Source organism: Gemmatimonadales bacterium (assembly GCA_035502185.1).
In the GTDB taxonomy this organism is placed as follows: Bacteria; Gemmatimonadota; Gemmatimonadetes; order Gemmatimonadales; family JACORV01; genus Fen-1245.
On record DATJUT010000057.1, the window covers coordinates 24,407 to 50,056 of the forward strand.

Here is a 25,650-nt window from a genome sequence, read left to right on the forward strand (position 1 = left end):
CGCCTAGGCGCCCGTCTGGCGCGGCGCCTTCGCCTTCGCCTGAGTCGTCTTGGGGTCCGCCGGCTTGTCCCGTCGCGCCCAGTGGCGCTGCTGATCGTTCATCTGGCGGCGGGCCAGGTGGTTGGCGTAGTAGGCCACGATCCGGGCCTGGATGGACTCGCGCGTATCGTGCGAGAGCGCGTGAAAGGGCGCGTACCGGTTCCCGTCGTGCGTCACCGTGAACCACCACCACATCTCGCTCTGTTCGCCCTGCCGCCACTCCGGCTGGCAGGTGTACGTCCGGTTGTCGTGCACGAACGAGAAGCCTCCGATCATCGGTCACCCCTCCCGGGAGATCCATAATCTACATCGGCGGCGCCGGCAGTTGCAGCGCCCCGGCACGCACGGTGCCGGGGCGCACCGCTTGCGTCGGCGGGTGGGGGCCAGCTAGTCGTTAACGGCCACCCGACCAGCTGCGTGCAGCAAGGAGTGAATCGTGCGGTTCGCTGCCCGATTCCGGCCGACCATGACGGCCGGGGACGATGGAGCGATGGACGCTGCCGGAACGCCTGCGGCCGAGGCCCCGCAGGCGCGCCGATCCCCCCTGGCGTCGGTTGCCGTGAGGGTCCTGCTGCACGCCGCGTTCCTGGTGATCTCGGTCGGCTGCCTGATCGCGTACGAGCATTTCAGGGCCGGAGGGCATTCGACCGCGTCCGTGGTGAGCTTGGTGACGGGTGCCGTGCTCGGCTTCGCGCCCGTGCGCGACGTGGTGCGGATCGTGTTCAAGGTCGAGGGCAAGACGTTGCACCTGGTGCACGGCCTGGGTGGCCTGGCGCTCCTCGGGCTGCCGGTCGCCGGCGTCGTCGGCGGCCCGCCGGTGCTGAGCCACGCCGCGATGGCGCCGTTCGCGATCATGGGCGCCGCGCAGGCGGTCATGCACCAGGGCCATCCGCGCAACGCGAAACAGGCCGCGGCGCTGCAGCGCTTCGCCACGAGCCTTCCGGAGGTCGCGCAGTTCACGAGCTCGAAGAACCTCGCCTCGCCCGAGAACGCGCGGCGCGCCGTCGCGGTCCTCACCGATATCGTCGCCAAGGCGCAGGCGCTGGGCGAGACCGAGCTCGAGTCCGATCCCGGCTTCCAGAGCGCGTTGCGCCGGGTGTCGACGCGCTTCGGGGCGGGCCTGGGCCTGGACGCCGTCGACCTGGTGCTCGCCAAGCTGGCGGCGCTGCCCGGCACGGCGGCGGCGGTCCCCGGCCTGCGCCAGCAACTCACGGCGGCGCGCAGGGCGCTCGCGGGCACCGGGAGTCGCTAGAGGAACGCGTGCGCTCCGTCACTGGCGGCGTCGCCCACCGCTTCGCGCCGTAGAGGATCTCAGCAAGGGAGTCCGGCCGCGACGCCCGAGGCGGCCGCGGTCCCGGTGCGGAGTCGCATTCCGACCACAGGGTGTGTCGGCGGCGCTACGGAATGGTCATCCCCGGATCGCGCCATCGGAATTCGCAGAGTTGGTACGTGCAGGCGCGACCACGGTTTCCGGAACCCGGCGGCCGCTAGGCGGCTCGGGGGGTTCGAGGAACGGCCTGTGCATCAGTATGATTGGTCCCCGGAACGGGAGGCGTGCGGTGCCCGAGTGGTGGGGTTTGCGAGTGCAGGGCGCGCTGGTGCGCGTCATTCGCTGGCGCGAGCCGTTGGCTCCGACGCTGGCCGATTTCGGCACCGTCGTGCCGAGCGGCATCGAGTACCAGATCGCCCCGCTGCACACCGCGGCACCCGAGTGAGCGGAGTGCCGCGGTACCGAGATTGACCCTCGCCGTCTTTTCCCGCATGGTTGACTAGGCCTCACCCTCGACAGCCGCTGTCTCGAGTCGTTCACCTGATCCTTGTCCGCTTCACGACGCGAGGAGGGCGCCATGCGCATCGGGATCATCGGAGCCGGCATGATCGGGTCGACGCTGGCGAAGCTGTGGGTCGACGCCGGGCACGAGGTCCGCGTGGCGTCGCGCCATCCCGAGGACCTGACCGCCATCGTGGAGCCGCTCGGCGAGCGCGCATCGTCCGGGACACCGTTGGAGGCGGCGGAGTTCGGCGAGCTGGTGATGTTGACGGTGCCGCTCAAGGCCGTCCCCGACCTCGCGCGCGACCTCGCGTCGCGCCTGGCCGGCAAGATCGTGCTGGATACGGGGAACGCCTACGAGCGGCGCGACGGCGACGCGGCACGCGAGGCCTCGCGCCATCCGCGGGGCTCGGCCGGCTGGGCGGCCGCGATGTTCCCCGGCAGCCCGTGGGTCAAGGCGTTCAATACGGTCTATTTCAAGACGCTGCTGAGCGAAGCCCATCGGGACGGAGACCGCCTCGGCATTCCGCTGGCCGGCGACGATCCCGAGGCCCTGGAGACGGCGGCCGCGCTGGTGCGCGACGCCGGATTCGATCCCGTGATCGTCGGCCCGCTCGTGCGCGGACGGGACTTCGAGCCGGGCTCTCCCGTCTACAATACCGGCATGAGCGGCCGCGAGCTGCGGGCCGTGCTCGGTGAGTCCCGATGAGCCGCCCGGTCGGCGGGGCCGGGCATCGGGGAGCGGCCGGAGGTCAGGCGGGGTCGAGCCTCGCCCAGAACGCCCATCCGCCGGTGACCTCGAGCACGGCGAAGACGATCTCGTTCGGGCCGCGCCTGAGCGGCAGATACACGGCGTCTCCCACGGTGGCCATGATGCCGAGACCGCCCCGCAGGCCTCCCGGGTTCATCGCGAAGACGAGCGGCCGGCCGTTCGCGTAGACGACGACCCCGTTGTTGTAGCCGTACTGCAGGCGCCGGATCCCGTCGCGGTCCGCGACGATCGTCGTCCGCGCGAACACCAGCTTCGCGCCGGCGATCCTGCCCGTCATCACGCTGTCGGCGAGAATCGCTCCGGTGCTGTCCGTCGGCAGTCCGGCGGCCGGCGATTCCCGATAGCGGTTGATCAGCACGAATCCCTGCGGCTCGGGCTCGACGCGCTGCCAGGTGAGCCGCGCGAGGTCGGGGAGCGCGGTCGGCCTCCACCCGGCGGCGTCGACCACCTCCGACAGCTCCCACCGCTCGATCGTGCCTGGCGGGAGGCTCGGCCGGGCAGCGGCGGCCGACGGTGCGGTTCCGGCGGCATAGCGGATGTTGGAGAAGTACGCGCCGCGCCCGAAGGCCCCCGCCCACACGCCGAGGCCGTTGCCGCCGGATGCCGCCAGCCGCGGGACCACCAGCGTGGGCGCCGTCGCGGTGTCCACGTACACGCGCGCGACGGGGCCGTCGAGCTCGATCCTGAGGTGCACCCAGCGCTCGCGCGGAATCACGGCGACGGCATTGGCTCCCTCGCCGTGATATACCTGCCAGGCCGTCCCCACGCCGTTGAAGGCCGGCCCGTACTGCACCGCCTCCTGGGAGCCGCTCGCGCCCGGGCGCACGAAGACGACGTTGGAGAACCGCGGCGCGGCGGCGCGGAACGCCGCCCCCAGGAAGGTCGTGGACGGCGTGGCGGCCATGTCGAGCTCGATCGTGCCGTTGTCGAGCGAGGCGTTTCGGGCCAGTGCCACGCCGCGGTTCACGTACAGGCTCGGGCGGCCCAGGTAGGGCTCGAACCGGATGCTGTCGGTCGCGATCCAGGCGTCGGCGGACAGCGGCACGGTGACGGTCTGGGCCCCCGCTGCGGCGGGGATGAGGCAGGCCAGGGAAAACGGCAACGCGAGGCGTATCGCACGGCCTGATGCGGGCATCATCGCGGCGCTCCGTGGTATCGTGAGGTGGTCGGCAAACTACGACGGCGCCGGTGGGCGAGTTTCAGCGGGGCGGGGCCCGTCCCCGGGGCCCGCAGTTGCCGGAACGGGGCTTTGCGCTTACAAAGACTGGGTTGGGTGGGGTGCGCAGCGGGCCCAGAGGAGCGGGAAGGACGACCGGAGCCAATGGCCGACGACGCGGCACCGAGAGAACGCGGCGCATCCGCCGGAAAGCGAGCCTCGACCGAGGGGCGGGGTGCGGCCGAGGCGGTCAACGCGCCCCCGATCACCGACGACGACCTGTACCTGTTCAACGAGGGCAGCCACTACCACCTCTACCACAAGCTCGGCTGCCATCTCACCACGCTGAACGGGATCGCCGGCGCGACGTTCGCCGTGTGGGCCCCCAACGCCAACTACGTGTCCGTCATCGGCGACTTCAACGGCTGGAACCGGGCCACCAACAAGCTCGCGCCGCGCGGCCCCTCGGGCATCTGGGAGGGCTTCGTCGGCGGCGTCAGGAAGGGGCACACCTACAAGTTCCACATTGGCTCGCGCCAGCGCGGCTTCCGCGTGGACAAGGCCGACCCCTTCGGCATCCACCACGAGACGCCGCCCAGGACCGGCTCCAAGGTGTGGGACCTGGACTACGACTGGGGCGACGCGGCGTGGATGGCCGGCCGCGGCGCGCGCAACGCGCTGGCGAGTCCCATCTCGATCTACGAGGTGCACCTCGGCTCGTGGATGCGGGTGCCGGAGGACGGTTACCGCTCGCTCTCCTACCGCGAGCTGGCCGAGAAGCTGGTGCCCTACGTCGCGGACCTGGGCTTCACCCACGTCGAATTCCTGCCGGTGATGGAGCATCCGTTCTACGGATCGTGGGGCTACCAGACCACCGGCTACTTCGCCCCCACGAGCCGCTACGGCACGCCGCAGGACTTCATGTACCTCGTGGACCGCCTCCACCAGGCTGGGATCGGCGTGATCCTCGACTGGGTGCCGTCCCACTTCCCCACGGACGAGCACGCGCTGGCGTACTTCGACGGCACGCACCTGTTCGAGCACGCGGACATGCGCCAGGGTTTCCACCCCGACTGGAACAGCTACATCTTCAACTACGGCCGGCACGAGGTGCGCTCGTTCCTGCTGTCGTCGGCATTCCTGTGGCTCGACGTGTACCACGCCGACGGGCTCCGGGTGGACGCCGTGGCGTCCATGCTCTACCTCGACTACTCCCGCAAGCCGGGCGAGTGGATCCCCAACCGGTTCGGCGGGCACGAGAACCTGGAGGCCGTGGACTTCATCCGGCGCTTCAACGCCGCCGTCTACGAGCGCCACCCCGACACGCAGACCATCGCCGAGGAGTCCACCGCGTGGCCGATGGTCTCGCGGCCCACCTACGTCGGCGGGCTGGGCTTCGGCCTCAAGTGGGACATGGGCTGGATGCACGACACGCTGCGGTACCTGTCCAAGGACCCCGTGCACCGCCGCTTCCACCACAACGACCTGACCTTCCGCGGGCTGTACGCCTTCACGGAGAACTACTGCCTGCCGCTCTCCCACGACGAGGTGGTGCACGGCAAGGGCTCGCTGCTGGCCAGGATGCCCGGCGACGGGTGGCAGCAGTTCGCCAATCTGCGCGCGCTGCTGGGGTACATGTACAGCCAGCCCGGCAAGAAGCTGCTGTTCATGGGCGGCGAGATCGCCCAGGGCGGGGAGTGGAGCCACGAGTCGAGCGTGGAGTGGCACCTGCTGGAGCGCGCGCCGCACCAGGGCGTGCAGCGGCTCGCGAGGGACCTGAACCGGCTGCTCCGGGCGGAGCCCGCGCTCCACGAGCTGGACAGCGACCCGGCCGGGATGGAGTGGATCGACGCCAACGACTCCGACAACTCGGTCCTGACCTACCTGCGCATGAGCCGCGGCGCGAAGGACGTGATCGTGGTGGCCTGCAACTTCACCCCTGTCCCCCGCCCCGGCTACCGCGTCGGCGTGCCGCGCGCCGGCTACTGGCGCGAGGTGCTCAACACCGACGCGTGGGAGTACGGCGGCAGCGGCCAGGGCAACCTCGGCGGCCGCAGCACGGACCCGATCCCCTTCCACGGCCGCGCCCAGTCACTCGACCTCGTCCTGCCGCCGCTGGCGGTGGTGGCCCTCAGGCACGAAGCGGGCTGAGGCCCGCGCCCCGCTCGGGTCTCCCGAAGCCCACGCCGGCCCTCGAGCGCCGGGCGCCTCGAGGGCGCCGGCGTCAGCGGCTGCCCGACCCGCCCGGCGCGGGCGCCGCCGGGTCGTGGCACAGGCGGCAGGTGGAGACGTCGAACGCCTGGTGCGAGGCGGGTGGCGAGGGGGCGGCGGGGGCGCCGGCGCCCGAGGGCGCGGCCACCGAGGTCGTGGCGCCGGCCGCCGGCTGGACGTGGCAGCTGCGGCAGTTCGTGTGCGCCGCGTCCACCGCGTGCTTGATCGCGGGCGGCGTCGCGGTGCTCGGCTTGTGGCACATCCCGCACGCGCCGTTGGCGAAATGGTGCGAGGCCGGCACGCTGGTGATGTGGGCGTTGGCCCCGGCACCGTGGCAGCTCAGGCAGTCCTGCTTGCCGGCCGCCGGATGCAGCATCTGCGGCGGCGTATGCAACACCTGCTGCGCGAAGCCCGGCGCCGCGCCGCCGAGCACCGTGACGACGCCGAACGCGATCAACCCGCGCACCGAACTCATGGCACCCCTCCGGAGAATCCCCCGAACGCCGCCCCGCCGGCGGCTGCGCTGCACAATGCGACCCGTGGTGCGGCGGTCCGCCTAGGGCCTGAGCCCGACCGTGCGGGCGCGGGCCTCCTCGTAGGTGGCCTCGGCGGGTGGCGCCGGCGGCAGGTACGTGTACTGCGCGCGCACCGCCTGGGTGCTCCCGAGGAGCAGCGCCTCGGCGTAGATGGGATTGTGCACGCCGAAGGACCCGTCGCCCCGCTGAATCAGGTCGCAGTTGAACCAGGCGCCCTCGCCGACCGTGATGGTGTTCGCCCCGGCTCCCGTGGTCGAGAAATCGCCCGGCGTCGTCGCCATCACGATCGCCAGCAGCCCCGAGTCGGTCGGGAACGGGTCGAGCACGCCGTTGTGGTTGGCATCGATCCACAGCACGTTGATCTCACCCTGCAGCCGTCCGATCAGCACCTGCCGGTCGGCCAGGGCCTGCGCCCCGGTGGCGTGGCAGCCGCCCGTCGCGCACGCGTTGAAGCGGCGCTGGGTGTCGGCGCAGCTGTCGCTGAAGACCGGCGCGCCGGTGGAGTCGGTGCACGGGATCGCGCGGAACAGGTGGCCGACCGAGTGCAGGACGAACGAGCCTGTCGCCTTGTCGGTGACGTCGTAGAACTCCATGTGGCACGTCACGCAGAGGTTGGGGTTCGCCTCGGTCCCGTGCGTGGACGCCTGCTCGGCGGACGCGTACTGGAAGTTCGGCGGAATCCAGCCGGCCTCACCGAGCAGCATCGGCCCCTGGGGCGAGTGGGCGCCGCGGGAGCTGGTCGGATCGGGGTTGGCGCGGCGGTAGTGGCACTGCATGCACAGGTTCGTCGTCAGGTCCGGCGTGCTGATCGGGTAGCGGAGCTGGTGCGGATTGCTGCTGCCGTGGGGGTCGTGGCAGACCGCGCAGACGATCGGCTCCCAGGTCGTGCTGTTGAGCTCGATGTAGTTGACCTTGGTGTCGAACCGCGCCAGCGCGCCCTGGCCCGAATGGCAGCCGGCGCACGCCGCGTTGCCGTTGGCGGCGGGCTCCACGGATCCGTGGAGCGATTGCCGCCACTGGTCCACGAACGGCTCGTGCGTCCCGGTGTGGCAGGTGCCGCAGCCGTTGGCCGACGCCGTGTCCGCATGGATCGAGGCCTGGGGCTGCGTCTCGTCCGGCGCGGAGATGTGGGCGGCGCCGGGCCCGTGGCACGACTCGCACTGGACGTCCTCGTAGTACTGCTTCGCCGTGCCCGAGACGGCGAAGTAGCCCGCCGTGTCCGCACCGAGGTTGGTCGCGCCGTTGGTCGTGTGGCACACGTCGCACGATGCCGTCGCGTGGCCGCTGGCCTGCAGGTCGGTCCAGGCGCTCGCGTGCTTCGTCGCCTGCCAGTCCCGCTGCCGGTCGATGTGGCAGTTGCCGCAGGTCGTCATCTTCGTGGCCGGGTCGCTGTAGCCCACGAAGGCGGCGTCCTTCGGCGTGCCCGTGACCGCCGAGGTGTTGTCCTTCACGCAGCCGGCCGCGGCGAGCGCGACCAGAACGGTGGCGGTGAGCACCAAGGGTTTGGCTGACGACGCACGTCGCACACCGGTCTCCCGTCGTGGATCTGGCCTAATATGTGACTACATCTATCGGAATGCCACTTCCCATGAGCGGGGAAGCACGCGTGTTCCGCTCGAGGCTCGCCCGGCGACCTCGGCGGGCCGAGGGGCGCTGCGACGCCCGCGCCCCGGCGGGCATCCCCGCCTCATGGTGCCTCGAGCCGCCCGCGACCGCGTGTCCGGCGGTGTCGGACTCGGGCCGCGGGGCCGGCGGACCCGAGGAGCCTGCCCCGAAACTCCCACGACGAGGAGGTAAACATGAGGTCAACCCTACCCGCGCGCGTGGCGATCGCGGGGGCGGCGATCGCGTTCGCCGCGGCGAGTCGATCGGCAGGCGCCCAGGCGAGCGCCGGCCCGTCGCCGCGCCACCCGCCGGTGTGCGCCGGCGGGGTGCGGACGTACGCCAGCATCTCCGAAGTGCCGACGCCGTTCGACAGCCTCACGCTGCCTCCGGCTCCTCCGCTGCGCGTGACGAGTCCCTCCGAGGCGGCGGCCGCGGAGGATGCCATGCACGGCCTGGCGGGCTCGGTGGGCGCAACCGGACTGGTCGTCACGGACGAGACCGAGACCGACGGCGGGGTGATGCGGGTGCGGCGGCGCGTGCTGGCGGTCTTCGTCCCGTCGGACAGCGCCCGCGCGCAGCAGGCGTGCAAGCGGTGAGGTGAGGCGGCCGGCGGCGGGCGGACACGCGCCCGCCGGCTCATTCGAACGGCTGCGCCAGCGGTGCAGCCGGCGGTCGCGGGCGCGCCGCGAGCGGCGGGCCCCGCCGCCCCGGGGGGCGGACGCCGCCCCCTCGAGCCTGGCGCTCGGGGAGCGGCCTGCGATCGCTGACGAGGAAGAACGGGAATGCGGCGGCGGCTTCCTGCCGCTCAGAGCTTCTCGATGGGCGCCCCCACCAGGTTCCCCCACTCGGTCCACGATCCGTCGTAGTTGCGGACCTTCCGGAAGCCCAGCAGGTAGGTGAGCACGAACCAGGTGTGCGAGGAGCGCTCGCCGATCCGGCAGTAGGTGATCACGTCGTCGTCGGGCTTGAGGCCGCCATCGATCCGGTAGACGCCCCTGAGCTCCGGCGCCGCACGGAGACAATGCGTGTCCGGATCGACCGCGAGGCCCCACGGGATGTTCAGCGCCCCGGGAATGTGGCCCACGCACACGGCCCCTTCGTCCCCGTACGCAGGCAGGTGCGCGCGGTCCCCGCGGAACTCCTCGGGGCTCCGCACGTCCACCAGCGGGAGGTGCTCCGCCACGTGGGCGAGCACCTCGTCGCGGAACGCGCGGATCGCGCGGTCGTTCCGCGGCCCCACCACGACGTCGCCCTCCGGGTAGCGGGGCACGTCCCTGAACAGGGAGCCACCCTGCTCCCCCCACCGCACGCGGCCGCCGTCCATCAGCCGGACCTTGAGATGGTCGAGCGCGAACAGCCGGAACACCCAGAACGCGAACGCGGCCCACCAGTTGTGCTGGTCGCCGTACAGGACCACGGTGGTGTCGTCGCTGATGCCCTTGGCCCGGAGCAGCTGCTGCATCCGCTCCCGGGACAGGTAGTCGCGCACCACGGGCGCGCTCAGCTCGTGCACCCAGTCCATCTTCACGGCGCCGGGGATGTGCCCCGTTTCGTACAGCAGTACGTCCTCGTCGCACTCGACCAGGCGCACCTTGGGATCGGCCAAGTTCTCGGCGACCCATTCGGTGGACACCAGTACCTCGGGATGCGTGTAGCCGCGTGCCTCGATGGAAGCGAGCGGCGCGCTGCTCGCCGTTTCCAACATCGCTAACCTCCTGTCCACTAATGAGCTACGCGCCATTACTAACGAATGGTTCCCTGTTGTCAACACCTTGTCCACATGTTGCGCACATGCGACGGCCGGTTTAGGGCACATGAAGCGCGGGACGGCGGGCGGCGCGTTCGGGGATCGGCGGCGGCGCGCCGGGCCCGCCGGCGCGGCGTGTCAGCGGAGCGGGAACGCCGCCCGGCGCAGCACGGTGCAGCCGAGTGGGACGAGGGTCGTCGCACCGCCGTGCAGCAGGAAGCGCGGCACGTCCCAGGGATGGTCGCCGTCCCCGGCCGCTCGCGCCTCGAGGGTGAGCCCGAGGTCCGGCGCCTTCGAGTCGAGCACGGGAATGCGGTATCCCTGCGCGATGTCCTCGGGAACCACGTCGTAGTCGCACATCCCCTCGATGTCGTAGCGCCTGACGACCTCGAGCCGGTGGTCGAGCGGCATCGCGTACTGGAGCGGTCCGCGCAACACGGCCACCTCGCCGTTGGCGTACGGCTCGCTCCGCACGGCCCAGCCGAACCCGACTCGCACCCGCTCGCCGGCCGCCCACGTCTTCCTGATGCGCCACCAGCCGTCGGTCGCGACGGCCTCGGCGCCGGCGAGAGCCACGTCCATCGTTCCCGGCCAGCCGGGCCGGCGGAGGACCAGCGTGAATTCGACGGGACGCGCCGGCGTGACCGTGAGCTCGATGGCGTCCGAAAACGGATAGCCGGTGTCCTCGGTGATCGTGACGGGGACGTCGCCCACCGACGCGCGCAGCTCGCAGGGGCCGTAGGCGATCGCCGCGAAGCCCTGGTCCGACGCCAGCCGCATCCACATCCGGCTCACGAGCTGGGGCAGGAAGCGCACGGCGTTCGGGTTGCAGCAGCAGGCGACGTCGTCGTGCGTGGGCGAGTACTTGTAGCGACCGCTCGGGGCGCCGGCGGAGTAGCTGTCGGGCCGGGCCGCGGTCGCGAACAGGCGCGTGTCGGCCGAGAGGTAGGCGATGGCGCGCCCGTCGGGGAGCCGCGCGCCCTGCGCGGCGTTGAAAGCGAGCGTCTCCAGGCGGTCGCCCGCGCCGGCGCGCCCGAGCTTCTGCACCGCGCTGGCCAGGCTGAGCGCCAGCTCGGCCGTGGTGCAGAACTCGTAGGCCGATTCGGGGAGCGGCAGGCCGTGGATCGCCTCGTCGCCCGGCAGCGCGCCGCTCGGCAGCCGGTGCCGGTCGAGTCGAAGCAACGCGGTCTCGACCGCCGCCGCGCTCACGCGCTCCGGCGCGGCGGCGTGCGCCCACAGCAGGGCGCGGAGGTGCTCGGCCGTGTGGACGGCGTGTCCGGCGTAGTCGCGCTTGGGGTCCGCGAGGCTCGGCAGGGCGAGGTCGTCGTTGGGGAACGGCCGCGGCATCCGCGAGAACTCCTCGTAGAGCCGCACGCCGGCCTCGGCGTACGCCGCCGCGCCCGTGTCGTCGTGCAGCCGCTCCAGCGCGTCGAGGTAGCAGAGGCCGTGGGTGAGGCCGGTCAGGGCGTCGCGGGCGACGCGCTCGCCGCGGCGGAAGCAGGGCCGCTCCGCGGTGCAGTGGCGCAGCGTGAGGTCCGCGGCGCGGCGGACCGCCTCGAGCGCGCGGGGCTCCCCGGTCGCGTCGTGCCACGCGATCAGCGACAGCAGGGCGCGGCTCTGTGCCCACAGCTCGCCGTTTTCGCCGTCGGCATGCCGATAGCGCTGGTCCGGGGCGTAGATCCCGATGTACCCGTCGGCGTCCTGGGTGGCGAGCAGCCCGCGCATCAGCTCCGCGACCCGCGCCTGGTGCTCCGGCGCGTCGGCCAGGTGGGCCATCATCACGTAGCCCCACAGCCAGTTGCCGCGGGTCTCGGCGTCCCACCACGCCCGCGGCTCGCTGGAGGAAGGGATGCGGTCCCGGAACAGGTCGTGCGCGGCATGCGGGGTGAGCCGGTCCAGGCGCGCGGCGAAGCCGTCCGCGAGGTCGCGCCGCAGCTGGGCCAGCAGCCAGCCGCGCGGCCGCACCGCTCCCAGGGGCAGGGTGCGAAAGGCGGGCCGCGCGAGCGGCGGGTGCATGAGCATCGACTCCCGGTCTCCGAGGAACCGGCCGAATGCTAGCCCGGGTTGCGGGCCCTCGCCAACGGGCGCGCTGCGGCAGCGGGCGGCCGGGTGCCGGGCGCAGCCCGCGGAGGCGCGGCGCCCGGCCCCGGACGGGGGCGGGTGGTGCGGGCCGATCGCAAAGGCCAGAATTAGGTCGTCGGCCGGGCCGTCGCGGCCGACCCAATCTCGAGGGACCCACGATGGACGCTCGCGGAAACGTCACGCGGAAGAGGCTGCTGGCGATCGGACTGCTCGGCCTCGCGGCCGCCGGCGCCCCGATCGCGGCCCAGGCGCAGGCAGGCGCGAGCCGGGCCCGGATCGCGGAAGACGAGGTCGTCTACCAGATCTTCGTGCGCAGCTTCCGCGACGGCAACGGCGACCGGATCGGTGACCTGCGCGGCATCCAGGAGTCGCTCGGCTACCTGCACGACCTCGGCATCACCTCGCTGCTGCTGACGCCGATCAACCCTTCGCCCGCCTATCACAACTACTTCGCTTCGAACTTCTGGGGCGTGGACTCCACGTTCGGCGACATGGCCGCGTTCCACAGCCTCGTGGAAGCGGTGCACGCGCGGGGCATGAAGATCTATCTGGACCGGGAGGACCAGTACGCGACCGGGGACAATCCGTGGTTCAAGGAGTCGCTGGGCCATCCGGACTCCCGGTACAGCCACTATGTCCTCTACAAGGACTCGACCAACGCCGTCCCCGAGCCCATCATCTTCGGCCTCACGGCGCTGCCCTCGTGGGACGGCACCATGATCCCCGTGGCCACCGTGAACCTGCTCGAGCCCGGCGTGCAGCACGATCTCGACAGCCTGTACGTGTCGCTGGTGGACCCCGGCCACGACCGGCGGTTCGCCGACGGGGTGGACGGCTTCCGCCTCGACCACATGATGGACGACCTGGACGGCAGCCCGAAGCTCCCCCACCTGTTCGCCGACTTCTGGGCGCCGCTCTTCGCCAGGGTGCGCGCCGTCAATCCGCGCGTCCGGCTCATCGCCGAGCAGTCGGACTGGGGCTACGGCGAGGACTGGCTGACGCGCGGCGGGGCCGACATGGTCTTCGCGTTCGGGCTCCAGCGCGCGATCGCGTCGTTCAACCGCGATTCGCTGGCCCAGGTGATCCTGGCGACGCTGGCGCACACGCCCCGCGGCAAGGGCCAGCTCGTGTTCATCGAGAATCACGACATGGACCGCTTCGCCTCCCGCGTGGACGGCGACCTGCGGCGGGAGAAGGTGGGCGCCGCGCTCGACGTGCTCCTCGAGGGCACGCCGCTGATCTACTACGGGCAGGAAATCGGGATGAAGGGGAAGCAGTCCCACGCGGCGTTGAACGACGGCAACGACATCCCGGACCGCGAGGCGATGCGCTGGACCCGCCGGCTGGAGGACCCGGGCTCGGCCATCTGGTACAAGGGCCCGGGCCCGTGGTGGACGGAGCGCTACAACCGGGACAGCGACGGTGTCTCGGTCGAGGAGGAAACGCACGACCCCGCGTCGCTCCTGTCGTTCTACCGGCGGCTGCTGGCGGTCCGGCGGAGCCGGCCGGAGATCGTCGCCGGCGACGAGCGCGTGGTCGCGACCGACCGGCCGAGCGTGCTCGCGGTGGTGCGCAGCACGCCGGCGGCGGCCAGCCTGATCCTGGTGAACCTGGCGGACTCGGCGGTGACGGCCAGCGTGGCGCGGGACGTCCTGCCCGCCACGCTCGCCGCGAGCCGGCTCACCGACCTGCTCACCGGAGCGGCCGAGCCGGCGCCGGCCGGCGCGCGGCGGGTCCGGCTTCCCGCGTTCGGGGTCAAGCTCCTGGCGCGCCGGCCTCACCATTGAGGCGGTGGGGGGTATGTTAGGGCCGTGAAGCACGCCCCCCTGGTGCTGAAGCGGGCGCGGCAGCAGACGCGGCCGTGGATCGGGATCAAGGCCGTGGTGGCCGCGGTCGGTCTGACCGTGCTGATGTCGAACGTGACGGTCCCCAACATCCTGATCTGCTACGTCGTGGTGCTCGCGGCGGTGTTCCTGTGGAACGTCGTCCGCGGCGTCGCCCGGATCCGCGCCGAGGAGCGCGCCCACCTCACGCCGCAGCAGATCCAGGATTCGCGCCAGGACGACGTGGACGCGCTGGTCGTCCTGGGCGCCGCGGGGGAGGCCCTGCTGCAGCGGGACGTGGCGGACCTCGCCCAGCAGGAGCAGTGGGTCGCCGACCTGAGCACGTGGTACGCGGCGGTCCGGTCGCGGCTGAAGGACCGGTTCGCGCCGGCCGACGTGGTGGGCTTCGACGCACCGGCGGGCCAGCTGGATTCCGGCCCTGCGGGCCAGGGCTTCAACCCCCAGCACCAGCAGGCGCGGGTGATGCTGTACCGCCGCGTCAAGGCGCTCGAGGCGGTCATCGACCAGTACCGGTACCGGCCGCTGCTGGTACCGCGCCCGTTCCGCGAGGGGTAGGCCGGGCTAGCGTCCCCGCGCGGCGCCGAGGCGCTCGAGCACGCCGCCCAGCGCCTTGATCTCCTCGCCGTAGCGGGCCCAGTCGCCGGCGCGCTGCGCCGCCATCGCGTCGGCGTAGTGCTGCCGCGCCTCGGCGACCAGCGCCTGCTGGGTGTCGCCCGCGGAGGTCGCCGCCGCGGCCGGCACGGCTTCGGCGCGCGGTCCCGCCGACCCGCCGAACAGCTCGCTCAGCGCGCCGTCCAGCGTCTCCGCCATCGCCACCTCGTTCTGGTAGGCCACGACCACGCGCTTGAGCTCGGGGATCTTCCCGCCCGCGGCGCGCAGGTACAGGGGCTGCACGTACAGCAGCGACGTCCCGATCGGGATCACCAGCAGGTCGCCCCAGATGACCTGGGAGCCGTGCTGGTCCCACAGCGAGACCTGCTGCGAGATCTCGGTGTTCTGGTTGATGCGGTTCTCGATCTGCGTCGGGCCGAAGACCAGCGTCTGCCGCGACAGGCGGTAGACCCGCAGCTTCCCGTATTCCGCGCCGTCGTTCCGCGCCACCATCCACGCCGCGAGGTTGTCCTTCCCGCGCGGCGTGAACGGCACCATGTACACGTACTCCTCCTGCGCCTCGCCCGGCAGCTTCATGATGATGTGGCGCATGAAGGGCACCGCTCCGCCGGTGGACCGGTTCACGATCGGGATCTGCCACTGGTCCTCGCGGTGGTAGAAGTCCACCGGCGCGTCCATGTGGTAGGTGGCGTAGAGCCCGGTCTGGATGCGGTAGATCTGGTCCGGGTACCGGAGGTGCGGCTTGAGGTCGGCCGGGAAGCTGTCCAGGGGCGCGAGGATGCCGGGGAACACGCGTGCCCAGGTGCGGACCAGCGGATCGGCCGGGGCGCTGACGAACGCCTTGAGCGAGCCGTCGTACGCGTCGATCACGACCTTGACGCTGTTGCGCATGTAGCTGGTGCCGTCGACGAGCCGCTGGGCGTACGGGTAGCGGTCGGTCGAGGTGTAGCCGTCGAGGATCCACTCGAGCCGGCCCGCCGGCGTGATCACGAGGTACGGATCCGGATCGAACGTCAGGAACGGCAGGGCCTTCTGCGCCCGGCCCAGGATCTCGCGGTTGTAGAGCGCCCGGCTGTCGCTGGTGATGTCCTGCGAGAAGAGCACGTTCGACGAGCCGAACCGCACCGCCAGCAGGAGCTTGCGCCAGACGTTGCCGACCCGCACGCCGCCCGTGCCGGTGTAGGCGGCGTAGACGTCCGCGTCGCCCGACGGGTAGTCGAACTCCCGCTGACGGGTGCCCACGAAGGCGTAGTCGTCGTCCAGCTCGCCGTAGTAGATCTGCGGGCGGGTGACGTTCAGCGAGACGCTCGAGGTGGGCGGCAGGTCCTTCACGAACAGCACCGGCAGTCCCTCGGCGGTGGACTGGTTCACGGGGCCGAGCGTGAGGCCCATCCCGTGGGTGAAGGTGAGGTGCTCGTTGATGAACGTGCGCGTGGGCAGCGAGGCCGGGTTCAGCTCGCGCGGCGAGAGCAGGATCTGGCGGTACTTCCCGTCAATCCAGTAGCGGTCGTCGTCCACCGAGACGAAGTCGTAGTAGGTCCGGATCTCCTGCAGCTGGCCGAAGGTCTGCAGCAGGGGGTCGCGCTCCCACAGCCGCACGTTCTCGATGGTGGGCGTGTTGGCCCTGAGGGTGGCCAGCGTGAGCGGCGTCTCGCTGCCGAGGTCCCGGACCTCGACGCCGTCGAGGCCCCAGGCCGCCCGGGTGGCGGCGATGTGGGCGCGCAGGTACGGCGTCTCCCGCGTCAGCTCGGTGGGCGCCACCACGAACTTCTGCATCACCAGGGGGACCAGGCCGCGCCCGAGCACGGCGATGGCCGCGTAGCCGCCGATGGCGAACAGCGCGTGGCGGAGCAGCCGCTCGCGCAGCCCGCCGACGAGCACCGCGGCGGCGGCCGCCACCGCCGCGACGGCGCACAGCCGCAGCGCCGGCAGGCTGGCGTGGAGGTCCGTGTAGCTGGCGCCGACCAGCGGGCCGGTGGTCGAGTACAGCAGGTTCGAGGCGTCCACCAGCCACAGCTGCGCGGCGGCGACGAGGAACAGCGCCGCGAGCACGGCGGCCAGGTGGATGCCCGCGCGCCGCTCGACGTGCGCGGCGCGGCCGCGGACGGTGAAGGCGCCGCGCAGGGCGTACACCACCAGGAGCAGCAGCAAGGCGAGGAACAGGAGCGCGAACAGGTACGCGAGCACCGCCGCGAGAGCCGGCAGAGTGAAGACGTAGAAGCCGACGTCGCGCCCGAACACCGGGTCCGTCACGCCGAACGGCGTGCGGTTCATCGCCGCCAGCGCCACGTCCCACAGCGACGTGGCCGCGAGGCCGGCGAAGAACGCCAGCACCACCACGATCCACGGGCTCGCCCGCCGCACCGAGCGCGACACGTCGAGTTGCGGCGTCGAGGGCCCCACCCGCATCACCACCGGGTTGAGGACGATGCCGCGCTGCGCGACCCGCAGGTTCAGGTGCAGGATCAGCGCCGTGACGGCGAACCCGGCCAGGAACAGGTCGCCCCGCGCGAGCACCGAGCGGGTGAAGACGACCTGGAAGCCGACCTCCCGGAACCACCACCAGTCGGTGAGGAGGCCCGCGAGCGACGGCACGACGATCAGCGCGAGAACGACGGCGGCCAGCAGGATCAGCCACAGCCGGATGCGGCGCGTGGACGGGCTCACGGATGCACCTCCGCCGGCGCGTGGCTCGCGGGACGCGCCCGCAGCGCGGGCAGCGAATCCAGGACGAACACCACGGGCCCCGGGGTGCCGTCCTCGTTCCACGCCCCGAACTCGGGCGCCCAGTACATCGCGCCGATGCCGCGCGGCGCCTGCTTCATCGTGTTGATCAGGTCCGCCATGAACTGGACGCGTCCCTGGGGTGTCAGGGGCCACATCATGTCCGGGTTGTTCACCACGTGGGAGTTGCCGTAGCCCGTTTCGGCGACCAGGAAGTCCTTGTGGTAGCGCGCAGCGCAGCTGTCCATGTTGGTCACCAGCTCCTCGAGTGTGCCATGGCCCCACTCCGGGTAGAAGCTCTCGGCGATGATGTCGTAGTCCACGTGCGCGGCCTCGAGGTGGTCGAAGAACCACTTGGTCTTCGGCCAGTCGCCGCCGCGGTCGATGTGGATCGCGATCCGGGGCGGCGTGTCGCCGGCGCCTTCCTGCACGCCGCGGATGCCCGCCTTGAGGATGCGCGTCAGGTGGTCCCACTGCAGCGTCGAGTCGTAGGGCGGCGGCGGCAGGTACGCGGTGTCGCCCGGCTCCTCCACCTGGCCGAGCGGCCACAGCGTGCCGCGGGTGATCTCGTTGCCGACCTGCACCCAGTCGGGCATCGCGCCCGCGTCCTTGAGCGCCGTGATGACGTCCCGGCTGTAGCGCTCGACCTGCTGCTCCAGCGAGTCGAAGCTCAGGCCCCGCCACGCGACGGGAATCTCCTGGTGCTGCGGGTCGGCCCAGGTGTCCGAGTAGTGGAGGTCCAGCAGGAAGACCGCCCCGGCCGCCTTGATGCGCCGCGCCAGCGGGATGGTGTTCTCGAGCGAGTTGTCCGGCGCCTGGCGCACCGGCGAGACGAACACGCGCAGCCGGAACGCGTTCCAGCCGTGGTGCTGCAGGATGGTCAGCTCGTCGCCCGCCCGGCCGTTCTCCTGGTAAGTGCGCGGCGGGTGGCCTCGCATCGGCGAGTCGAGGAACGAGACGTCGGCGCCGAGGGCGAACGGCGTGGCCCGCGGCGCCGGTCGCCCGGCGGCCGTGCACGCGGCGGCGGCCGTTCCGAGGAGCAGGGCCGCGGCGGTGAACGCGGAGGCGCGCAGCGGCCGGTGCCGCGTCGGCGCTGCCGTGGTGTCGAGTCGGTGGGAACGCATGGCGGGTCTCCCGTCGTACCGCGCCGGTTCACCGGATGCCGGGATCGTGCGCGGCCCTGATGCCGTGAGTGCCGCCGGCCTACAGTCCCCGCAGGCCGAACGCCTGGGGATCGGCGGCCGCGGCCGCTGCGGCGACGATGCCCACGACGTAGCCGTACGTCTCGTCGGGGATGTCGTCGCGGTGGTGCTCGAGCACCTGCCAGAAGTTGCGGTCCTGCGGCGTGGCTGGGAGGGAAAGGAGCAGGCGCCGGACCAGCGTCTGGCCGGCGTTGTAGCTCGCCATCACCAGCAGCCCGGACCCCTGGGCGTCCACCATGTAGAGGTCGCCCATGTACTTCACCGCGGCCTTGGTCGCGAGGGCGACGTCGTACCGCTGGTCGCGCGGATCGTAGCGCGGCTGGCCCACCAGCGGCCCCACCCGCAGGCCGTACTCCCGCGCCGTCGACGGCAGCAGCTGCCACATTCCCTTGGCGATGCCGAAGCGCGTGTCCGGGCCGACGGCCGCCGGCCGGAAGCGGCTCTCCTGGAAGCCGAGATACACGAGGTCCCTGGGCAGGCTGTTCGCGGTCAGCACCGACTCGATCAGCGCCGGGTAGCCGCGGTCGGTCGCCGTGCGCAGGGCGCTGCTGAACTCGGAGGTGCGGCGCCACTGCGCCACGCGCTGGCGTACGTCGCTGATGAAGCCGTCCGACACGAGCATCGGCGCCTCACCGAGCCGCGCGACGGCCGCGCGGATGGCCCGCACGTCGCCGGGATCGCTGCTCGCCTTGTCGAGCTGGCCGTTCCAGTCCGCGTACACGCCCTCCAGGCGGGCGCGCTGGTCCGCATACTCCTTGCGCTCGGCCGTGCCGGGCTGCAGGTGCGCCACCTCGAGCTCCAGCGTCTTCATGCGGTAGAACACGTCGGCGGCCTGGCGGCGGATCGTCTCGATGCGGCGGTTGACGACGTACAGCCGCACGCCGATGCCGATCGCGGCGACCGCAGCGGCGACCGCCAGCCAGCGGTAGAGGAGGGTGCGCCGGCGCATGCGCTCGTAGAGGTGGCGCACCAGCACCAGGGATTGGCGCTCGTACAGCGAGCGCACGACCGCCATGGTCTTGCGACCGATGCCCGGGCTCGTAGGGGGATCCGAGTGCGTCGACTTCGTCGCCGTGTGGGTGGTCCAAGCCGAGGTCGGCTTAGGGTACGGCAATGCCGCTCCCGGGTCAACCGCCGGCTCCCTGGCGGCCCGGCCGACGCCGGGCGATAGTTTCGGACATGGCGAGATACGGCGACCGCGAGGACGATCTCGTCTCCTATCGGACGCTGCGGCGGGTCGTGGGCGTGCTGGGCGTCGCGCTCCCGGTCGTCCTGGCCGTGTGGGGCTTCGCGCTGTGCGGCTGCGTGCACTTCCAGCCGTCCATCAGCGACTACTACGCCCTGCGCACCCGCGACGCGTTCGTCGGGATCCTGTTCACCATCGCCTGGTTCCTGTTCACCTACCGCGGTTACGACCGGCGGGACGACGTCGCGGGGAATCTCGCCTGCGTGTTCGCACTGGCGGTGGCACTGTTCCCCAACACCGGCTCCAGGATGGAGCGGACCGTCCACTTCACTGCGGCCCTCGCGCTGTTCCTCGTGCTCGCCTACTTCTCGCTGTTCCTGTTCACCCGGTCGGAAGGCGCGCCGACCAACCGCAAGCGCATGCGCAACACCGTTTACCGCGTCTGCGGCGTCGTCATGCTGCTGTGCATCGGGGCGATCGGGCTCAGCTACGCGGCTCTCGGCACGGCGGTCTTCGACGCGCTCCACCCGGTCTTCTGGCTCGAGACCGCGGCGCTGTGGGCGTTCGGCCTGTCGTGGTTCGTGAAGGGCGAGACCATCCTCAGGGACATCCACTGACCGACGCGTAGCGCCGGCCCCCGGCCCCTCCCGCTCACCCGCCAGGCTCCGGCCGTCGCCGGGTGGCGCTCCTGGCACGGGTCCTGCGAGATTGACCTCAAGTCAACCAGCCGCGGAAGGGTCATGTTCGGCGCCGGTCGCTTGCTCAGCACGGTCGGGCGCGCCGTTGAGACGCGCCGCTACGCGAAGATCTACAGCGGGCTCCACGACAACCTGGACGTGGAGACCCACCTGCGCGAAGCCGCAGGCTGGATCGCACGCGCTCAGGACGCCGGCCCGGATGCCGGGGTGGCCTACGGCGCGCGGTTCGGCAAGTCGTTCCTGCCCAGCTACCCGGAGACCACGGGCTACATCGTTCCCATCGTGCTGCGCCTGGGGCGCGTATGGAACGACGTGAGCCTCCACGAGCGCGCCGTGCGGATGGGCGACTGGGAGATCGACGTGCAGATGCCGTGCGGCGCGGTGATGGGTGGCATGGTGACCGAGCCTCCGACCCCGGCGGTGTTCAATACCGGGCAGGTGCTCCTCGGGTGGGCCGCGCTGGCGCGGGAGACGGGCGCCGGCCGGTTCCTCGACGCGGCACGCAGGGCCGCCGAATGGCTGGTCGGGGTGCAGGAGGCCGACGGCAACTGGCGGGAAGGCAACTCGCGCTTCGCGCACGCCGGTGCCACGGTCTACAACGTGCGGGCGGCTTGGGGCTTGTACGAGGTGGGCGAGCTGGCGGGCGAGGACCGCTTCCGCCAGGCGGCGCTGCGCAACGCCGCATTCGCGTTGTCCCGGCAGGCCGCGAACGGCTGGTTCAGCGACTGTTGCCTGAGCGAGCCGGCGCGCCCGCTGCTGCACACGATCGCCTACACCATGGAGGGCCTGCTCGAGATCGGGCTGCTGCGGCGCGACGCCGGGATGATCGCGGCCGCGCGCCGCACCGCCGACGCGCTGGTCGCGATCCTGGGCCCGGACGGATACCTCCCCGGCCGGCTGCGGCCGGACTTCTCGGCGGCGGCCACGTGGTGCTGCCTGACGGGCAGCGCCCAGACGTCCATCGTGCTCTCCAGGCTCGCCACCTGCACCGGCGAGGGCCGCTATCGCGACGCGGCGCGGCGCATCAACCGCTACCTGATGGCCCGCCACGACATTTCCTCGGCGGATCCGGCGATCCGCGGGGGTCTGGCGGGGTCGTGGCCGGTAGACGGCGACTACGGCAGGCTGATGATCCTCAACTGGGCCACCGCGTTCCTGATCGACGCGCTGCTCTGGGAGCGGGAAGCCTCGTGCTGAAGGCGCTCAAGGAGCGCCTGCTGCCGGGGGGGGCGAGGCGCAGCTGGAACCGGTGGCGCAACCGGTTCCTCCGTCGCGTGACGGCCCGCCGGCTGGCCGGCGACCTCCGGCGCCTCGGTCTGGCCGAGGGCGACCTCGTCTGCGTGCACAGCTCGCTGAGCGGCGTGGGGTACCTGGTGCGCGGCGCCGACACCGTGATCGAGGCCCTGTGCGCCGCGGTCGGCGAGCGGGGCACTGTGATGATGCCCACCTTCTCGGGCGGCGACAGCACGTACCGCTACGTGAAGAGCGGCCCGCCGCCGTTCGATGCTGCGGTCGCGCCCGTCACCACCGGGACGCTCCCGGATCGGTTCCGGACGTGGCCGGGCGTCCGGCGCAGCCTTCACCCCACGCACTCGGTGGCCGCCCGGGGCCCGCTCGCCGAGCGGCTGCTCGAAGGCCACGAGCGGTCGGAGACCCCGTTCGGCGACGCGACGCCGTACGCCCGACTCGAAGCCCTGGGTGGCAAGGTCCTGCTGCTCAACAGCAACGCCAACAGCCTGCTGCATCGGGTGCAGGAAGCGATGGACTGGCCGAACCATTACCGCCCGGAGCGGTACGATCTCCAGGTGGTCGCCCCCGATGGCCTGCGCACGGTGCGTACCGCCGTCCACGGCCCCGGATTCTTCCAGCGGGTGGTGCTGCCGGGCCGGGAGGAAGGCGAGTGGCGGACCCTCCACATGCCCTGGTACGGCCTGCAGTTCATGCTCCCGGAGGCCGAGGGTGGGGAGCTGGAGCGGTTGCATCCGGACGCCGCCCAGAGGCTGGCCGAGCGCCGGGCGTGGCTCGAGCGGGAGGGCATCGTCCGCTTCGGCCGGGTGGGATACGCGCCCGCGGCGCTGCTGGACGCCGCGCGGTACGGCCGCCGCATCGCGGACGACCTGCGCGCCGAGGTCGCCGCCCACCCCTCGTGCTACGAGCCGGCGCGCATGGAAGCGCTGGCGGCGGCACGGAGCCCGCACTAGCGGAACGGCCGCCGGCCCCGGCGTGACCGGCGGCGCGGAGTTCGCGCCAGCGGCGCATCGACCGGCGCGGCAGCTCGTCCGGCCGGCAGTCCCTTCGGCCCTGCCTCGCGGGCGTCTCCTTCCACAGCTCCCGGATCCCCTCCCACCGACGACAGCGTGGCCGCCGCCGCGCGATGGCGATGAACAGCAGGATGAAGCCGACCGAGATCAGCTCGATCAGCAGGGCGGCGATGGCGATGCCGAGCCAGGCGAGCACCATGGGGACCCCGGTCGCGGGCGGCCGGGCGCGACCAGCGTCGCGCCCCCGGGCGGTCGAAGACGCCCGGCGTGGCCGGTTGCGACAGTTGCGAATCGCTGCGGGCGGCGCGCCAGCGCGATAGCGCAGCGGCAACTGTTGGAGGTGGGCAACAGATGGCCCGCAAGTCGGTGATCCCGGCGTATCACGCGGCCGCGCAATGACATAGGGAGGCTCACGGGCCGCCGAGGGGTGCTAGTTGCGGCGGCGCGACAGGTGGCACAGCCATTGCGATGGTACCCCTCGAGTGCCGGGCCAACTTCGCGTCCATGGCGCGCGCCCAAACGCGCGTGACCACTCGAGATCGAGCCGCGAGTGCGGCCCGCGGCACGTCGCGATGCTCACACTGATCGATTCCGTCAACGGGAACCGAGTCGCTCCATGAACCGGTTTGCTGCCACGCGCCGCCTCGTCGGTGCCAGCCTCTCCCTGGCCGCCATCATCCTCGTGGCCTCCACGTGCGGTGGCGAGAAGTCGTTCACGCCGCCTCAGCCGGCCTCGATCTCGCGCTCGGCGGGCGACACCCAGACCGGAACGGCCGGCCAGATGCTGCCGACGCCGCTCGAGGTGAAGGTGGTGGACGGCTCCGGTGCCCCGGTGTCGGGCGTCAGCGTGTCGTGGTACGTGGTGAGCGGCGGCGGGTCGGTGACTCCCGCCACCTCGATCACCGGTTCGACCGGCCTGGCCCAGACGTCGTGGAAGCTCGGCCGGGTGGCCGGGGCGAACGTCGTCAGCGCGAGCCTGCCGGGCAGCAGCCTGATCCCCCCGATCAACTTCACCGCGTCCGCCACGGCGGCGGCGCCCTCGGCCCTCGCGTTCACGGTGCCGCCGACGACGGCTACGGCGGGCGGCGCGATGACGCCGGCGCTCCAGGTGACGGTGCAGGACTCGATGGGGAACACGGTGACCACGGCGACGAACAACGTGACGGTGGCGATCGGGTCGAACCCGGCGGGCGGAACGCTGACCGGCACGGCCTCCGTCGCGGCGACCAGCGGCGTGGCGACCTTCTCGAACCTGAGCATCAACAAGGCGGGCACGGGCTACACCCTGACGGCGTCGGCGAGCGGGCTCACGGGCGCCACCAGTGCGCCCTTTGCCGTCAATGCGGGCGCGGCGGCCAAGCTGGCGTTCACCACTCCGCCGTCGAGCGTGGCCGCGGGCGCGGCGATCAGCCCGGCGGTGGCGGTGACGGTGCAGGACGCGCTGGGCAACACGGTGACGGGGGCGAGCAACAGCGTCACGGTGGCGATCGGGACCAACCCGGCCAGCGGGACGTTGAGTGGGACATCGAGCGTGGCGGCGGTCAGCGGCGTGGCGACCTTCTCGACCTTGAGCATCGACAAGGCGGGGACGGGCTACACGCTCACCGCCGCCGCCAGCGGTCTGGCCGGGGCGACGAGCGGCACGTTCAACGTGGCCGTCGGCGCCGCGAGCCAGCTGGTGTGGACGCAGCAGCCGGGCAACGTGGTGGCCGGGGCGACGATGAGCCCGGCGACCCTGACGGTCGAGGACGCCCACGGCAACGTCGTGACGTCGGCCAGCGGGACGGTGACGCTGGTGCTGACCACGGCGGGCGGGGCGACGCTGACCGGCGGCGGCGCCGCGTCGGTGGTGAACGGCGTGGCGACGTTCTCGGGGCTGAGCGTGGACAAGGCGGGCAGCTACACGCTGACGCCCGCGACGACGGTGGCGGGAGTCACGGGGCTGCCGGCCTCGAGCGGCTTCACGGTGAGTGCCGGCGTGGCGACCCAGATCGCCGTGAACGCGGGCAACAACCAGAGCGCGGCGGGCGGTACGGCCGTTTCGGTGCCGCCGTCCGTCGTCGCCAAGGACGCGTTCGGCAATCCGGTGGCCGGGGTGAGCGTGACGTTCGGCGTGGCCAGCGGCGGCGGGACGGTCGTGCCGACGACGCCGGTCACCACCAACGCGTCCGGGATCGCGCAGGTCACGAGCTGGACCTTGGGCGCGGCCGCGGGCACCAATACGCTGACGGCCACCTCGACCGGCCTGACGGGCTCGCCCCTGACGTTCACGGCGACGGGCACCGCGGGAGCGGCGACCCAGATCGCGATCAACGCGGGCAACAACCAGAGCGCGACGGCGGGGACGGCCGTCTCGGTGGCGCCGTCGGTGATCGTCCGGGACGCCAACAACAACCCGGTGAGCGGGGCGAGCGTGACGTTCGCGGTCGCCACGGGCGGCGGCACGGTGGTGCCGACGACGGCGGTGACGACCAACGCGAGCGGCATCGCGCAGGTCACCAGCTGGACGCTGGGGACGGCGGCCGGCAGCAACACGCTGACGGCCACCTCGGCTGGCCTGACCGGCTCGCCGGTGACGTTGACGGCGACGGCCACCGCGGGGGCGGCGACCCAGATCGCGGTCAACGCGGGCAACGCGCAGAGCGCGACGGTCGGCACGGCGGTGGCGGTGCCCCCGTCGGTGATCGTGCGTGACGCCAACAACAACCCCGTGAGCGGGGCGAGCGTGACCTTCGCGGTGGCCTCGGGCGGCGGGACCGTGGTGCCGACGACCGCCGTGACGACCAATGCGAGCGGGATCGCGCAGGTCACCAGCTGGACGCTGGGGACGACGGCGGGCGCCAATTCGCTGACGGCGACGTCGGCCGGCCTGACGGGCTCGCCGCTGACGTTCACGGCGACCGCTACGGCGGGCGCTGCGACGCAGATCGCGATCAACGCGGGCAGCGGCCAGAGCGCGACGGCTGGGGCGGCGGTGGCGATTCCGCCGTCCGTGATCGTGCGGGACGCCGGGAACAACCCCGTGAGCGGAGTGAGCGTGACCTTCGCGGTGGCCTCGGGCGGCGGGACGGTCGCGCCCACCAGTGCGGTGGTGACGGATGCGGGCGGCATCGCGCAGGTGACGAGCTGGACCCTGGGCACGAGCGTCGGCGCCAACACGCTGACGGCGACGTCGGCGGGGCTCACCGGCTCGCCGGTGACCTT

At 72.1% G+C, this 25,650-nt stretch carries 20 protein-coding genes; 11 read left to right on the forward strand and 9 right to left on the reverse strand.

The window, feature by feature from the left end; all coding sequences use genetic code 11:
* Nucleotides 1-3: 3 nt before the first annotated feature.
* Nucleotides 4-315, reverse strand: a complete 312-nt coding sequence (locus tag VMF70_07510) for a hypothetical protein (protein HTT67857.1) — start codon at nucleotides 313-315, stop codon at nucleotides 4-6.
* Between the two features lie 283 nt (nucleotides 316-598).
* Between VMF70_07510 and VMF70_07515 the strand changes: the two genes are divergently transcribed.
* The 3 genes from VMF70_07515 (at nucleotide 599) to VMF70_07525 (ending at nucleotide 2,519) form a co-directional block, all read left to right on the forward strand.
* A complete protein-coding gene (locus VMF70_07515) occupies nucleotides 599-1,291 on the forward strand; it encodes a hypothetical protein (protein HTT67858.1) in 693 nt (230 codons plus the stop codon).
* A gap of 307 nt (nucleotides 1,292-1,598) precedes the next feature.
* The gene (locus VMF70_07520) at nucleotides 1,599-1,754 is read left to right on the forward strand and encodes a hypothetical protein (protein ID HTT67859.1); all 156 of its coding nucleotides are present in this window, start codon (nucleotides 1,599-1,601) and stop codon (nucleotides 1,752-1,754) included.
* A gap of 132 nt (nucleotides 1,755-1,886) precedes the next feature.
* Complete coding sequence (locus tag VMF70_07525; GenBank protein ID HTT67860.1) at nucleotides 1,887-2,519, forward strand: NADPH-dependent F420 reductase; 633 nt, start codon at nucleotides 1,887-1,889, stop codon at nucleotides 2,517-2,519.
* 43 nt (nucleotides 2,520-2,562) lie between these two features.
* Here VMF70_07525 and VMF70_07530 read toward each other — a convergent pair whose 3' ends face one another.
* Nucleotides 2,563-3,720 (reverse strand): hypothetical protein, encoded by a 1,158-nt coding sequence (locus VMF70_07530; protein HTT67861.1) that lies wholly within the window; start codon nucleotides 3,718-3,720, stop codon nucleotides 2,563-2,565.
* Between the two features lie 183 nt (nucleotides 3,721-3,903).
* Here VMF70_07530 and glgB point away from each other — a divergent pair, with 183 nt between their 5' ends.
* Nucleotides 3,904-5,889 carry a 1,4-alpha-glucan branching protein GlgB gene (gene glgB, locus VMF70_07535; GenBank protein HTT67862.1) on the forward strand — a complete coding sequence of 662 codons (1,986 nt, stop codon included), beginning with the start codon at nucleotides 3,904-3,906 and terminating at the stop codon, nucleotides 5,887-5,889.
* A 73-nt stretch (nucleotides 5,890-5,962) separates the two neighbouring features.
* Here glgB and VMF70_07540 read toward each other — a convergent pair whose 3' ends face one another.
* Nucleotides 5,963-6,424, reverse strand: a complete 462-nt coding sequence (locus VMF70_07540) for a hypothetical protein (protein HTT67863.1) — start codon at nucleotides 6,422-6,424, stop codon at nucleotides 5,963-5,965.
* A gap of 81 nt (nucleotides 6,425-6,505) precedes the next feature.
* A complete protein-coding gene (locus VMF70_07545; GenBank protein ID HTT67864.1) occupies nucleotides 6,506-7,981 on the reverse strand; it encodes a multiheme c-type cytochrome in 1,476 nt (491 codons plus the stop codon).
* Nucleotides 7,982-8,284: 303 nt separating this feature from the next.
* On the opposite strand from VMF70_07545, the gene VMF70_07550 reads away from it, so the two are divergent.
* Nucleotides 8,285-8,686: a hypothetical protein gene (locus tag VMF70_07550; protein ID HTT67865.1), complete on the forward strand. Its 402-nt coding sequence runs from the start codon at nucleotides 8,285-8,287 to the stop codon at nucleotides 8,684-8,686.
* Between the two features lie 209 nt (nucleotides 8,687-8,895).
* Here the strand turns inward: VMF70_07550 and VMF70_07555 are convergent, their stop codons facing one another.
* Entirely contained in the window at nucleotides 8,896-9,795 is a 900-nt protein-coding gene (locus VMF70_07555) for a sulfurtransferase (GenBank protein HTT67866.1), read from the reverse strand.
* Nucleotides 9,796-9,975: 180 nt separating this feature from the next.
* Nucleotides 9,976-11,853 (reverse strand): beta-L-arabinofuranosidase domain-containing protein, encoded by a 1,878-nt coding sequence (locus VMF70_07560; protein HTT67867.1) that lies wholly within the window; start codon nucleotides 11,851-11,853, stop codon nucleotides 9,976-9,978.
* Nucleotides 11,854-12,077: 224 nt separating this feature from the next.
* Here VMF70_07560 and VMF70_07565 point away from each other — a divergent pair, with 224 nt between their 5' ends.
* Together VMF70_07565 and VMF70_07570 are read left to right on the forward strand one after the other, a co-directional pair.
* The gene (locus tag VMF70_07565) at nucleotides 12,078-13,706 is read left to right on the forward strand and encodes an alpha-amylase family glycosyl hydrolase (GenBank protein HTT67868.1); all 1,629 of its coding nucleotides are present in this window, start codon (nucleotides 12,078-12,080) and stop codon (nucleotides 13,704-13,706) included.
* 24 nt (nucleotides 13,707-13,730) lie between these two features.
* Complete coding sequence (locus tag VMF70_07570; protein ID HTT67869.1) at nucleotides 13,731-14,318, forward strand: hypothetical protein; 588 nt, start codon at nucleotides 13,731-13,733, stop codon at nucleotides 14,316-14,318.
* Nucleotides 14,319-14,324: 6 nt separating this feature from the next.
* Here VMF70_07570 and VMF70_07575 read toward each other — a convergent pair whose 3' ends face one another.
* From VMF70_07575 to VMF70_07585, 3 genes are all read right to left on the reverse strand, one after another.
* Entirely contained in the window at nucleotides 14,325-17,042 is a 2,718-nt protein-coding gene (locus tag VMF70_07575; GenBank protein ID HTT67870.1) for a UPF0182 family protein, read from the reverse strand.
* The gene (locus VMF70_07580; protein ID HTT67871.1) at nucleotides 17,039-18,223 is read right to left on the reverse strand and encodes a glycosyl hydrolase 53 family protein; all 1,185 of its coding nucleotides are present in this window, start codon (nucleotides 18,221-18,223) and stop codon (nucleotides 17,039-17,041) included. Before VMF70_07580 ends, VMF70_07575 begins: the two co-directional genes overlap by 4 nt.
* A 79-nt stretch (nucleotides 18,224-18,302) precedes the next feature.
* Nucleotides 18,303-19,316 (reverse strand): transglycosylase SLT domain-containing protein, encoded by a 1,014-nt coding sequence (locus VMF70_07585; protein ID HTT67872.1) that lies wholly within the window; start codon nucleotides 19,314-19,316, stop codon nucleotides 18,303-18,305.
* A gap of 164 nt (nucleotides 19,317-19,480) precedes the next feature.
* On the opposite strand from VMF70_07585, the gene VMF70_07590 reads away from it, so the two are divergent.
* The 4 genes from VMF70_07590 to VMF70_07605 all read left to right on the forward strand — a co-directional run.
* On the forward strand, nucleotides 19,481-20,104 hold the full coding sequence (locus tag VMF70_07590; protein HTT67873.1) for a hypothetical protein: 624 nt from the start codon (nucleotides 19,481-19,483) through the stop codon (nucleotides 20,102-20,104).
* A 123-nt stretch (nucleotides 20,105-20,227) separates the two neighbouring features.
* Nucleotides 20,228-21,382, forward strand: coding sequence for a hypothetical protein (locus VMF70_07595; protein ID HTT67874.1), 1,155 nt, complete (start codon nucleotides 20,228-20,230; stop codon nucleotides 21,380-21,382).
* Entirely contained in the window at nucleotides 21,376-22,386 is a 1,011-nt protein-coding gene (locus VMF70_07600) for an AAC(3) family N-acetyltransferase (protein ID HTT67875.1), read from the forward strand. Before VMF70_07595 ends, VMF70_07600 begins: the two co-directional genes overlap by 7 nt.
* Nucleotides 22,387-23,062: 676 nt before the next feature.
* The coding region (locus VMF70_07605) for a hypothetical protein (GenBank protein ID HTT67876.1) at nucleotides 23,063-25,650 on the forward strand (2,588 nt) is incomplete at its 3' end.

Coding starts and splice junctions, on each gene's coding strand:
- VMF70_07510 (HTT67857.1), bottom strand. CDS start 315: ATGATCGGAGGCTTCTCGTTCGTGCACGACAACCGGACGTACACCTGC.
- VMF70_07525 (HTT67860.1), top strand. CDS start 1,887: ATGCGCATCGGGATCATCGGAGCCGGCATGATCGGGTCGACGCTGGCG.
- VMF70_07530 (HTT67861.1), bottom strand. CDS start 3,720: ATGATGCCCGCATCAGGCCGTGCGATACGCCTCGCGTTGCCGTTTTCC.
- glgB (HTT67862.1), top strand. CDS start 3,904: ATGGCCGACGACGCGGCACCGAGAGAACGCGGCGCATCCGCCGGAAAG.
- VMF70_07540 (HTT67863.1), bottom strand. CDS start 6,424: ATGAGTTCGGTGCGCGGGTTGATCGCGTTCGGCGTCGTCACGGTGCTC.
- VMF70_07550 (HTT67865.1), top strand. CDS start 8,285: ATGAGGTCAACCCTACCCGCGCGCGTGGCGATCGCGGGGGCGGCGATC.
- VMF70_07555 (HTT67866.1), bottom strand. CDS start 9,795: ATGTTGGAAACGGCGAGCAGCGCGCCGCTCGCTTCCATCGAGGCACGC.
- VMF70_07560 (HTT67867.1), bottom strand. CDS start 11,853: ATGCACCCGCCGCTCGCGCGGCCCGCCTTTCGCACCCTGCCCCTGGGA.
- VMF70_07565 (HTT67868.1), top strand. CDS start 12,078: ATGGACGCTCGCGGAAACGTCACGCGGAAGAGGCTGCTGGCGATCGGA.
- VMF70_07580 (HTT67871.1), bottom strand. CDS start 18,223: ATGCGTTCCCACCGACTCGACACCACGGCAGCGCCGACGCGGCACCGG.
- VMF70_07585 (HTT67872.1), bottom strand. CDS start 19,316: ATGGCGGTCGTGCGCTCGCTGTACGAGCGCCAATCCCTGGTGCTGGTG.
- VMF70_07590 (HTT67873.1), top strand. CDS start 19,481: ATGGCGAGATACGGCGACCGCGAGGACGATCTCGTCTCCTATCGGACG.
- VMF70_07595 (HTT67874.1), top strand. CDS start 20,228: ATGTTCGGCGCCGGTCGCTTGCTCAGCACGGTCGGGCGCGCCGTTGAG.